The organism is Bradyrhizobium sp. G127, from assembly GCF_021502575.1.
Lineage (GTDB): Bacteria > Pseudomonadota > Alphaproteobacteria > Rhizobiales > Xanthobacteraceae > Afipia.
The window spans coordinates 1992718-2004243 of sequence record NZ_JAKFGN010000001.1; the positions used below are offsets into that span (position 1 = coordinate 1992718).

An 11526-nucleotide genomic window follows, 5' to 3' on the forward strand; every position below is an offset into this window, starting at 1 on the left:
TGCCACGCGGCGGCGGACAAGCCAAATGGTTGTTTGGGTGTTTATTGCAAATCCGGCAGGCGTTCGATGCCGTCGGCTGATAGCTTTGCAAGGGCCTGGCGCGGGGTCTGTCCCGCGATGGGCCGGTCCGGCGCGATCTCCGCCAGCGGCACGAGCACAAAGGCGCGTTCGAACAGACGGGGATGCGGCAGCGTCAGTTCCGGCTTGTCGAGGCGGACGTTATCATAGGCGATGATGTCGAGATCCAGAGTGCGCGGTCCCCAGCGCCGCTCATTGGCCCGGTCGCGGCCGAATTTTTTCTCGATCTTGTGCAGGGTGAACAGCAGGGCGTGCGGATCGAGGCCGGTCTCGATCTCGATGCAGGCGTTGACGAACGGCTCCTGCTGTTCGTCGCCCCAGGGCGGTGTCATGTAGTCGGATGAACGCGCGACCAGCGCCGCCTGCGTCATGCCACAGATATTGGCGATCGCCTTGACGAAGGTGGCCCGGACGTCGCCGACATTGCCGCCGAGAGCGATCAGGACGTCCGCCATAAACTCAGGACCGCGTGCGGGTGATGATGACGCCGACATCGTCGAAGATCGCGGCGATTGGCGCGTGCGGCTTGTGAACCGTCACCTTGACGGCTCGGACGCGGATAAAGGCCGCAAGCACGGCCTCTGCGACGGCGCCTGCCGCGCGCTCCAGCAGATAGTAGTTGTGTCCTTTGAAGGCCGCGCTCGCGGTCGCGACCACATCGGAATAGGACACAGTATCGGCGAGCTTGTCGGTGCGGGAGGAGTCCGCGAGGTCGATGGACAGTTCAAGGTCGATTACGAAGCGCTGGCCGACTTCGGCCTCATGATCCATGACGCCATGCCGGGCGTGGATCAGAAGTCCCTTGATGAAGATGGTGTCGCTCATCGCTTGCCCTCGATCGCCGCTGCCACCCGCAGGGCCTGAACCGTTTCCGCCACGTCGTGCGCGCGAATGATTTTTGCGCCGCGCTGCGCAGCCAGCAGATGCGCAGCGATGGAGCCTCCGAGCCGCTGATGCGGTTCGGAGGGCGTCACCGCCGCGATGAACCGCTTGCGCGAGGCTCCCACCAGGAGCGGCAGGCCAAACCGGCTGAGTTCGCCGAGCCGCGCCATCGCCGTCATGCTTTGCTCGGGCGTCTTGCCGAACCCGATGCCTGGATCGAGCACTATATGTTCAGATGGAATGCCCGCCCTTGCAGCAATATCGAGCGAGCGTGCGAAAAACGCGACGATGTCTTGTATAATGTCGATGGCAGGATCGACGCTGTCGCGGTTGTGCATCACGATGACGGGCGCGCCATGCTCCGCGATCACGCGCGCCATGTCGGGATCGCGTTGCAGTCCCCACACGTCGTTGGCGATGGAGGCTCCCTTGCCGAGCGCCCATGCTGCGACCGATGCCTTCATGGTGTCGATCGAGACCGGGGTGCCCAGCGCGACGACGTCTGGCAGGATGGTTTCAAGCCGTTGCAATTCCTGTTCGGCGGAGACCGGTTGCGAGCCGTAGGGGCGGGTGGATTCCGCGCCGATGTCGAGGATGTCTGCGCCGCCCGCAATCATACGCCGCGCCTGCGCGAGCGCATGGTCCGGCGCAATGAATTTTCCGCCATCGGAGAACGAGTCCGGCGTGATGTTGAGGACGCCCATGACCGCTGGAAAGGGGGCGGCGAGCAGCGTTCGTAGCACCGGATGATGCTGCGCGGCAGCCGTATTCGGAGATATGGACGGGGCGGCCATCATGGCGTGGCTTTGCGCGGTCCCCGCAGGCCTGTCAAGCAAATGCAGGACGGGATGTGCCCAAGGTGCCTCGGGCGGCCTATGCAACCGGGGTTGTGGGCGGTTTCAGTAGGAAATCTTGAGCGGCAGCTTGCGGGCGCGCTGGATCAATTCGGCAACCGACTTGTCCGACGGTAGGACCCGGACCAGCTTGCGCTTGTCGTTCGCTTCCTTCATGGCCCGCGCCAGCCGCTCCGGATTACGCAACGCGAATTCGCGGACGGTCACGACGCCCGCCGCCCGCAGCAGTTCGGCCTTGGCTTTGCCCATGCCCTTGATGCGCATGCAGTCGGCGATGTTGGCCCATGCCAGCAGGTCCTGTTCGCTGAGCCCGGTCTTGGCCGCAAGCGCCTTTCGGGCCTTCACGGTGCTGGCGTTGTCGAGCAGGCCCGCCGTGGTGCGGATGCCCTCGGCCTTGAGTTTGGCCTGGGCATGCGGACCAAGTCCGTCAATATGCGAGATCGGGTACGATGAAATGGAACTGGACATGAGACACAAGTCAAAAATGAATTTTACGCGAATTGCGAGAGGCCTGGCGTTTCGGCAATAATCGCGTTCATGCCTTCGGCACCGATTTTGTCGCGGCCGAACCGGAAAAGTTCACGACCGGCAGATTTGATGTCGCCCATGCCGAGGCCGAAGCCCATCAACTTGGCGCCAAGGGCCATCACGCCGCCGCCGAACATGCTGGCAAGCCCGCCACCTGAACCGGCCGCAGCGATTGCCGTTTCCGCGCCGGGAATCTTGTCGATCAGGGCCTTCACGTGATCAGCCGGACCTTCCTTGCGCAAGAATCCAAGGATGGCACCGACAGTTTTTTCAGCCACAGCTTTATCGAGGCCGGCGTTTGCCGCCAGCCGATCAATCAGCTCGTCCATAGAATGCCCCGTACTTCCGGTTGCGCGCCGGATCCGTTGTTATGAATTTTATCTTGAGCGGGTGCGCCGCGAATTACAAGCGAAGGCGGCCTTTCGATGCCGGATTCGCATGCAATCGATTGCAGAGTGTTGCAAGGATGCAAGAGCAGCGGACGATTTTACACTTATTGGCAGCGTCGAAGGCGGAACCGGCTTCGCGCGATCTCGCGTTGCGTCGTGAATTTGATTTTGTTTCACGCGATCATCCAGCTTGATGCCGGTCCCCATCATCAAGCTGGCAGCATGCGCAAGATAAAAATCGACAGCGTGCGGCAAGAATTCCCTCATCCGCTACTCTCGAACACAATATATATGGTTTCATGGGAATGCGTCGCGGCGGCAGTCGCGCGGGTCACCTCGGCGGGTTGACCGCCGGGATTCAGCCTGCAAGATCACGTGTGATGCGTCGCGTTCAGTCCGCGAAAGGCGAGAGATGGCGAAGAAGACGACCAAGACCGTTGCCGACAAGGCCGTATCCAGTGCGAAAGCGGCAGCGCCGGCCGGCGCCGGAAGCGCTGCATCCGCCGATACCGACAAGACCATCTTCATCGGAAAGGGCGATCAGCCGGCATTCTTGACGCTCGGTCTTGCGAACCGCCACGGCCTTGTCACCGGCGCGACCGGCACCGGCAAGACGGTCTCGCTTCAGGTCATGGCCGAAGGTTTTGCCCGCGCCGGGGTCTCGGTGTTCGCCGCGGACATCAAGGGCGATCTCTCGGGTATCTCGGAGATCGGCGAGCCCAAGGATTTCATTCTCGCCCGCGCCAAAGGGATGGGGCTGGACTTCAAGCCCGATCAGTTCTCGACGGTGTTTTGGGATGTGTTCGGCGAGCAGGGCCATCCGGTGCGCGCCACGGTGACCGAAATGGGTCCGCTGTTGCTGTCCCGTATGCTCGATCTCAACGATGTGCAGGAGGGCGTGCTCAACGTCGCGTTCAAGGTCGCCGATGAAGGCGGTCTTCCGTTGGTCGACTTCAAGGATCTGCGCGCCATTCTGGACGCCATATCCCCGGCCGACGCAAAGAAGAATGGCGATGACACGAGCCAGGCCATGCTGGACCTCAAGCAGGCGGCTCAGAAGTTCGGCAACGTCACGAAGCAGACCGTCGGAACCATTCAGCGCCAGCTTCTGGTGCTGGAGAACCAGGGCGGCGAACAGTTTTTCGGCGAACCGGCGCTTCAGTTGAAGGATTTCATGCGAACGGATTCGTCCGGACGGGGCATGATCAACATTCTCGTCGCCGACAAGCTGATGCAAAGCCCACGGCTCTATTCGACCTTTCTCCTCTGGATGTTGTCCGAACTGTTCGAGGAGTTGCCGGAAATCGGCGATCCGCCGCAGCCGAAACTGGTGTTCTTTTTCGACGAGGCGCATCTGCTCTTCACCGATGCGCCCAAGGCGCTGCTCGACAAGATCGAACAGGTCGTGCGGCTGATTCGCTCGAAGGGCGTCGGCGTCTATTTCGTCACGCAAAATCCGATCGATGTGCCCGACAGGGTTCTCGCGCAGCTCGGCAACCGCGTTCAGCACGCCTTGCGCGCCTTTACGCCACGCGATCAGAAGGCGGTGCAGGCCGCGGCGCAGACGTTCCGGCCCAATCCGGCGCTTGATACAGCTCAGGTTATTACTGAACTGGGCAAGGGCGAGGCGCTGGTTTCGTTCCTCGAAGGCAACGGCACGCCAGCCATGGTGGAGCGGGTGATGATCCGGCCGCCGACGGCGCGGATTGGGCCTATCACGCCGGACGAGCGCAAGGCCATCATCGCGGCAAGTCCCGTGAAGGGCAAATACGACACCACCGTCGATTCCGATTCCGCTTATGAGATGCTGCAGAAGCGGATGTCGGAAACAGCCGCGCCGGCGGAAGGCGAATCCGGCGGCGGTGTGCTGGGCCAGATCGGCACCATCGTCGGCACCATCTTCGGCACCAATACGCCGCGCGGCAAACTCTCCACCGGACAGGTGATCGCGCGCAACGTCACGCGCTCGGTGACCAACAAAGTCGCGGGCGATGTCGTCGCCGGGATCGGAAAGTCACTCGGCGGATCGATCGGAGGGTCAATCGGCCGCTCGATCGTACGGGGTGCACTCGGCGGGCTGTTGCGGCGTTAGTCATTGCGCGGGCAGTCATCGCACTGCTCGCGGCCCTGCATCGCCCGGATTTGAGGAACAATACCATGTCAGCCACGCCACAACTCTCCGCCGTTCTCGATCATATCGACAAGGACTTCGACAAGAGCCTCGAGCGGCTGTTCACGCTGCTCCGGATCAAGTCGATTTCGGCCGACCCGGCATTCAATGACGATTGCAAGAAGGCCGCGGATCATCTCGCCGCTGACATCGCGTCCATCGGTTTTGCCACCGAGGTGCGGCCGACCGCGGGGCATCCTGCCATCGTCGGCAAGAGCAACGGCACCGGTCCGGGCAAGGGCGCGCATGTGCTGTTCTACGGCCACTACGATGTGCAGCCGGTCGATCCGCTTGATTTGTGGAAGCGGCCGCCGTTTGAACCGGTCGTTACCGATCATGCCGACGGCCGCAAGATCATCGTTGCGCGCGGGGCCGAGGACGACAAGGGCCAGCTGATGACCTTCGTCGAGGCCTGCCGCGCCTGGAAGAGCGTTACGGGATCGCTGCCGCTCGACGTGACCATTCTGATCGAGGGCGAGGAGGAAATCGGTTCGAAGAATTTTGGTCCTTTCCTCGACACCCACAAGAAGGACCTGGCCGCCGACTTCGTGCTGGTCTGCGATACCGGCATGTGGGACCAGAACACGCCTGCGATCACCACGTCGCTGCGCGGTCTCGTCTACGACGAGGTGAAGATCCACGCCGCCAACCGCGACCTGCATTCCGGCATCTTCGGCGGCGGCGCGCAGAATCCGATCCGCGTGCTGACGCGCATTCTCGGCGGCCTGTTCGACGACAACGGCCACATCACGATCCCCGGTTTCTACGACGGGGTGAAGGATCTGCCGCCGGATATTCTGGCGCAGTGGAAGAACCTCAATCTCTCGCCGGAGACGTTTCTCAAGCCGATCGGGCTGTCGGTGCCTGCCGGCGAGAAGGACCGCCTGCTGATCGAGCAGGTGTCGTCGCGTCCGACCTGCGACATCAACGGCATCTTCGGCGGCTACACCGGCGAAGGCTCCAAGACCGTGATCCCGGCGCACGCCTCGGCCAAGGTCTCGTTCCGTCTGGTGGAAGGGCAGGACCCGGAACGAATCCGAAAAGCCTTCCGCGATTTCGTCACCGCGCGCCTGCCTGCGGACTGCACCGCCGAGTTCACCGATCACGCCGGCGCACCGGCGATTGCGCTCGACTGGGGCATGAAGCCGCTCGCCGCCGCGAAGCGCGCGCTGACCGATGAATGGGGCAAGGAGGCGCTGCTGATCGGATCGGGCGCGTCGATTCCGATTGTCGCGGATTTCAAGAAGACGCTGGGGCTGGATACGGTGCTGATCGGCTTTGGTCTGGAGGACGACAACATCCATTCGCCGAACGAGAAGTACGACCTCAAGAGCTTCCACAAGGGCATCCGCTCGTGGGCGCGCATTCTCGCCGCGTTTGCGGATACCCGCTGACCCATTGCACGTTGTCAAACAGCCACGCGTGATCGTTCTCGCGCATCGCGCGAGGTGAGCTTTTTGTTTGGCCCCTCACATATGCGCGCGAGGCCTGCCTCGTTCGCGCCCCTTAAAAAGGGAGGGGCATGGAGCGCCGCGAGGCGCACCTTGTCTTCGTTTCGCTTCCGGCATCCGCTTGCGAGGCAGATGGTGGTCCGAAAGCGCATCGCCTCACGGCGCTCCATTGCGGCGATTTCGGGCGTGAGGACCGCACTTCCGGGTCAGGACGGGCGCGGCGCGCCTTGATCCGGCGGGATTTCTCCGCCTTCATCCTGTCCTCGTCCAGCCGCTGACGGCAGAGCCACGTAGTTGGCCCGGACGGTGACCCCAGCCTCCCGGGCATGTGTGTGCGAGACACACGCGCAGGCGCCGCATCCTGCTCCGCTTAACGAACGCCCTCGAGAAGCGCCCCTCACGAACAGGACGCTTCGAACTTAAGAGAGGTTTGAAGCGCGGGAATTCGTATCCCCATCACAAAATGTTTCGGTGCTCGCTCGATATTATTGCCGTCATTCCGGGGCGCGAGCGCAGCGAGCGAGCCCGGAATCCACTGCTGCTGACAAAGCCATAAACAAAGGAAAAATGGATTCCGGGCCTGCGCGTGCAGAACGCGCATCCCGGAATGACAGGTTCAAGCATCCGGGGCAGAGGTTTGCGGCGTTTGTCCGGATTGCGCCGACTTCATCCGGACGATGTGTGCCACCAAACGCAAAAACGCCGCCCGGAATTGGACGGCGTTTTTTATTCCATGTCAGTGTAGAGGCTGACGGATCAATTTCTATAGCTCGGATCAATCCTGTCAAGCTTGCGCAGCAGCGGCGGCCAGACCAGCGTTGTCGAGCGCCGTTCGGCGCGTTCCGGATTGCCGACGAGCTGCTCGTTCTTCTCGATCACCAGCTTGTCGACCGGATAGGCGGTCGGTCCCAGCATGCGGGTGCGGACCTGCATCGTACAGGCGCGCTCGAGGTGAAACATCCGCTCGAAGGCGGAGGCCACGGAGCGGCCCACGGTGAGCGTACCGTGGTTGCGCAGCAGGAGGTGGTTCTTGGTGCCGAGGTCCTTCTGGATGCGCGGGCGTTCGTCATGATCCAGCGCGATGCCTTCATAGTCGTGATAGGCGAGGTCGCCGGTAACAAGCTGCGCGGTTTGATTCAGCGGCAACAGGCCTTCCATGCAGCTTGCGACGGCGGTGCCATCGGGGGTGTGCAGATGCAATACGCAGCCGGCGTCCTCGCGGACTTCGTGGATGGCGGAGTGAATGGTGAAGCCCGCCGGGTTGATGCTGTATTCGCTCTCGGTGAGTTGGTTGCCCTGAAGGTCGACCTTCACCAGACTCGATGCGGTGATTTCATCGAACATCAGTCCGTAGGGATTGATCAGGAAGTGATGCTCGCCGCCAGGTACGCGTGCGGAGATGTGGGTGTCCACGAGGTCGTCCCAACCGTAGTGCGCGATAAGACGGTAGCAGGCCGCGAGATTGACGCGCTGCTCCCACTCTCCGGGGACCATGGTGGATTGAACTTCCTTGAGGCGTGCTTCGGCTGGCGACATGGCGATTGCTCCCGCGATTTATTGATCTTGCGCGCAGGAAGCCTAGCCTTGCGGTATGGCCATCGCAACATGCGGCGTTCGCAGAGGCGCCATGCCACGCAATATCAAGGCTGAGAGGATCAGGGCGCCGGAATGGCGAGCAGGCTCGCGATGCTCTTGCCGCGGATGTCGTAGACCCGCGCGAACACCACGTCATCGCGCTTGATTTCGACAACCACCGGCGCGTTCAGGCCCTTGCAGTAGAATTCACCCAGCGTCATGGCGAAGTCCGCAGCATGACTGTCCCATCCGATGGTGAAATCGGGGCCTAAAGCCACCTGGGCCGGCCGCTGCGGTCCGCAGACGGCAACGCGCCACTTCCGGTTTCTCGGGGCGGGCTCCTGCCGTTCTTCCAGTTCCTGCCGCAGTCCTTCGGAGGCCTGCTTGAGCGCCAATCCCCAGTAGTCGAGCATGTAGCGGTCGTCGGCGCCGCGAACGGTTCCCGCGATGTGGTTGAAATGCGTGTACTGGTAGGGATGCAGCCGGATCATTTCATTGAGCGGCAGCATCAGGCCGAACAGGAACAGCGCCGCGAACACAGCCTGCGCGGCGCGGCTGTGCTGTTTCAGCCAGCCCGCGATTGCAGCGAAGGCGACTCCCGCGAGGATGGCCATCGGCGGCACGACGAAGATGAAATGGCGAATGCCGTTATACAGCGCAGGGCGTTTCACCATGGCGATTACGAGCGGCAGGGTCGCTGCGAGCGTCAGCATCAGCATGATGCTCTTGCGCCGGTTATCGACGTTCGCGCGCAGCAGCGCCACGAACGAGCCTGCGATGCCGGCGGCGAGCAGTGCGAGCATCACTTCGGGAAGCTGCAACGCGAACAGCGTGGGCAGATAGGACCACGGCATGTCCGGCACCGAGACGATTGCGCCGTCGAACAATTCCTTCCAGGGCTTCTCGAAGAAGTGCGAGAAGTAGGTCAGGGCGCGAAACGGATTGGCCACGTCGATGATCGACCACGGCCAGATCAGACCCATCACCAGATAGCCGAGCAGCACGCCGGGCAGCAGCACATAGACGACATGGCCGAGCCGATGCGCGGCTTCGCGCAGACCGTGGGTACGAATCTCGGAAATCCAGATCGGCATAAATCCGATCACGGCGTAGACTACTGCCAGTCCGCCCAGAATGCGGGAGCCGATGGACAGGCCGGCGCCGAGCCCGATGATCAGGATCGTGTGCGGCGTAGGCGAGGGATATTCCTGCGCCAGCCGCACCAGTCCGAGCATCAGGATCACCATTGCGACGGCAAAGGGTGCATCCTTCGGATTCATGAACATGTGCCCGTAGAACGTCGGACACAGCGCGAGCAGCACGATGGCGGCAAGACCGGCGACGGGTCCGCCGACGCGGCGCGCCAGCCGCCACGTCACACCGAGGCCGATCAGGCCGACGATGGCGCCGAGCAGCCGCCGTGTCTCGAACAGTTCGAGCGGAACGATCTTGTGCAGCAGCGCGGCCGCCATGTCGAAGCCGCCGCCATACATGTAGAGATTGGCGAAGGAGAGCGCGCTGGTGTCGGTAAAGCCGCTGCGAAACATCTTGAGCAGCAGATCGGCATATTCGGCGTGGGTATAGTCGTCCCAGCCAAGCCCGTAGTCGCGGAATGTCAGGCCCGCGACGACGGTGACCACAGCAAGCACCGCGAGCGCAAGATCGTCGCACGTCTGCTCGATCGAACGCCCGGCCGGCGTATCGAGGGCCGATGTTGTGATGGATGACATCTTGGTCAGTTAATCCAGCGGTCCCGGGCCTGCATGTTTGTTGGTCAGGCTTTTCCCCGGGAACTTTGTACCCCACTTTGGTATTCAAGTAATTGTCAATTGTGGCGTAATTTCCCTAATTGCAATGCAACATTAGGGATAGGGTAAGGGGCGTCTTTAGTTAGGTGGTTTTTGCCGGCGACTTGACGCCGCGGGGGCGATCATTTCATAGCGCTGCACGTTAACGGTGGAACTGTTTCAGCGAGCAGGGTGCAGAATTACCGATTGGTAATGTCTGCGATGAAAGTATTATGGAGCATAACGCGTGAGTCTGCCGGCGCGGGTTTGGAGCTTGCAATGATTGCGCTGTTGATCGGTGGAACGGTCGTTCTGTGTATCGGCCTTCTGACGGTCGTTTTCGGCATCCCCATCAAGGAATTCAGTTTCGGAAATACGATGATCCTGGCGGGCGCCGTGGTGTCCTGCACCGGCCTCATCCTGATCGGGCTGTATTTCCTCGGCCGCGAATTCCGAAATCTGACGCGGCGGCTGGAGGCGGGGATCCCGGTTCCGGCGCCGGTGGTGCCGGTGCGCGAAGCGGCCGAACCCGCGCCGCCGAGGCCGCAGTTGCCCCGCGAAGACAGGCTCTTCACCCGCGATCAGCCGCGGGAGCGGGACGAAGTCGCAGACGATCATGGGCATGACGATCACCTGCGTGCGCCGCCGCCGGACCCAATCGCGCCTCCAACTGCCTGGCAGGATCATCCCGTCACTCGCGCCCGTCCGCTTGCACCGCCCCCCGCGGAACCGGTTGAGCCGGCCGCGGAGCCTGCCGAACGTCCGCGGCGTAATATCATGTTTTCCTCGCACCGGCGCGATCAAGGCCGTGAGTTGCCGCCGCGCGAGCCGCTACATACGCCGCCTGAAGACAGCGCTCTGCGACCGTCGCGGGAGGATTTTTCGCCTCGGGATTCTGAGCCCGACGCCACCGATCCATTCGACCATGCATGGCCTCAACCCGGCAGGTCGCGACCCGACTCAGCCGCGCCCCGGAGCAGCCGGGCCGCATCGCCGTCCACCGATCAAGACGCGCCGGAGCCAGCCCGCGAGCGGTTTCAATTGCCGCGGCGTGCCGATGCGTCATCGGTGACGATCGTGAAGTCCGGCGTGGTCGATTCGATGGCGTATTCGCTGTATTCCGACGGCTCGATCGAGGCGCAAATGCCCGAAGGCATGGTGCGGTTTGCTTCGATCGACGAGTTGCGCGCGCATCTCGATGAGCGCAACTGACAAGCGCCGGCGTTGCAAAAATAAAGCCCCGCGCTGTTCCCGTTATCCTTGTCAGGACACCGGAACTTCTCGCATACTCCCAAGTATAGATGACGCCGAGACTGTCGTTCGACGGGCATTTGCTTGGCCTGTCCTGTTTTCGACTGTAAGTCCGCCAGCCTTGAAAGACATACGATGAACGAGACCACGCCCAAGGGATTCGTCGATCTGACCGCATCAATCGTGTCAGCCTATGTCAGCAACAACGCGACTACGGCCGCCGAAATTCCCGCCCTGATCAGTCAGATTCATGCAGCTCTGGTGCGGGTTTCGAGCGGCAGCACAGAGGTTGCGGTCGAGCCGTCCAAGCCCGCGGTCTCGATCAAGAAGTCGATGACGTCGGAATATCTCGTGTGTCTGGAGGATGGAAAGCGCTTCAAGTCGCTGAAGCGCCATCTGCGCGCGCAATACAACATGAGTCCGGAGCAATACCGGGAGAAATGGGGCCTGCCCGCCGACTATCCGATGGTCGCGCCGAATTATGCCGTCACCCGCTCGCAACTCGCCAAGAAAATGGGCCTTGGCCAGCAGCGCCGCCGCAGGAAATGACGGCCGCAGGCT

Annotated in this window: 11 protein-coding genes; 4 read left to right on the top strand and 7 right to left on the bottom strand. The window is 62.2% G+C overall.

Going from position 1 to position 11526, the window contains the following annotated elements; translation table 11 throughout:
• Positions 1-41 precede the first annotated feature (41 nt).
• The 5 genes from folK to LVY71_RS09360 form a co-directional block, all read right to left on the bottom strand.
• On the bottom strand, positions 42-533 hold the full coding sequence (folK, locus tag LVY71_RS09340) for a 2-amino-4-hydroxy-6-hydroxymethyldihydropteridine diphosphokinase (RefSeq protein WP_235099513.1): 492 nt from the start codon (positions 531-533) through the stop codon (positions 42-44).
• 4 nt (positions 534-537) lie between these two features.
• On the bottom strand, positions 538-903 hold the full coding sequence (folB, locus tag LVY71_RS09345) for a dihydroneopterin aldolase (protein WP_235099514.1): 366 nt from the start codon (positions 901-903) through the stop codon (positions 538-540).
• Positions 900-1757 carry a dihydropteroate synthase gene (gene folP, locus LVY71_RS09350; RefSeq protein WP_235099515.1) on the bottom strand — a complete coding sequence of 286 codons (858 nt, stop codon included), beginning with the start codon at positions 1755-1757 and terminating at the stop codon, positions 900-902. The genes folB and folP overlap by 4 nt, the downstream gene beginning before the upstream one ends.
• A gap of 102 nt (positions 1758-1859) precedes the next feature.
• Entirely contained in the window at positions 1860-2282 is a 423-nt protein-coding gene (locus LVY71_RS09355) for a DUF4332 domain-containing protein (RefSeq protein ID WP_235099516.1), read from the bottom strand.
• A gap of 23 nt (positions 2283-2305) precedes the next feature.
• Complete coding sequence (locus tag LVY71_RS09360; protein ID WP_235099517.1) at positions 2306-2671, bottom strand: HU family DNA-binding protein; 366 nt, start codon at positions 2669-2671, stop codon at positions 2306-2308.
• Positions 2672-3143: 472 nt separating this feature from the next.
• Here LVY71_RS09360 and LVY71_RS09365 point away from each other — a divergent pair, with 472 nt between their 5' ends.
• Positions 3144-4823, top strand: coding sequence for a helicase HerA-like domain-containing protein (locus LVY71_RS09365; protein WP_235099518.1), 1680 nt, complete (start codon positions 3144-3146; stop codon positions 4821-4823).
• A 65-nt stretch (positions 4824-4888) separates the two neighbouring features.
• A complete protein-coding gene (locus LVY71_RS09370; RefSeq protein ID WP_235099519.1) occupies positions 4889-6295 on the top strand; it encodes a M20/M25/M40 family metallo-hydrolase in 1407 nt (468 codons plus the stop codon).
• A gap of 813 nt (positions 6296-7108) precedes the next feature.
• Here LVY71_RS09370 and LVY71_RS09375 read toward each other — a convergent pair.
• Together LVY71_RS09375 and LVY71_RS09380 are read right to left on the bottom strand one after the other, a co-directional pair.
• Positions 7109-7888 (bottom strand): class II aldolase/adducin family protein, encoded by a 780-nt coding sequence (locus LVY71_RS09375; protein ID WP_235099520.1) that lies wholly within the window; start codon positions 7886-7888, stop codon positions 7109-7111.
• Positions 7889-8007: 119 nt separating this feature from the next.
• Positions 8008-9657, bottom strand: coding sequence for an ArnT family glycosyltransferase (locus LVY71_RS09380; RefSeq protein ID WP_235099521.1), 1650 nt, complete (start codon positions 9655-9657; stop codon positions 8008-8010).
• Positions 9658-9993: 336 nt separating this feature from the next.
• Here LVY71_RS09380 and LVY71_RS09385 point away from each other — a divergent pair, with 336 nt between their 5' ends.
• Together LVY71_RS09385 and LVY71_RS09390 are read left to right on the top strand one after the other, a co-directional pair.
• Positions 9994-10926, top strand: a complete 933-nt coding sequence (locus tag LVY71_RS09385; protein ID WP_235099522.1) for a hypothetical protein — start codon at positions 9994-9996, stop codon at positions 10924-10926.
• Between the two features lie 174 nt (positions 10927-11100).
• Positions 11101-11514 carry a Ros/MucR family transcriptional regulator gene (locus LVY71_RS09390; protein ID WP_235099523.1) on the top strand — a complete coding sequence of 138 codons (414 nt, stop codon included), beginning with the start codon at positions 11101-11103 and terminating at the stop codon, positions 11512-11514.
• Positions 11515-11526: the final 12 nt, after the last annotated feature.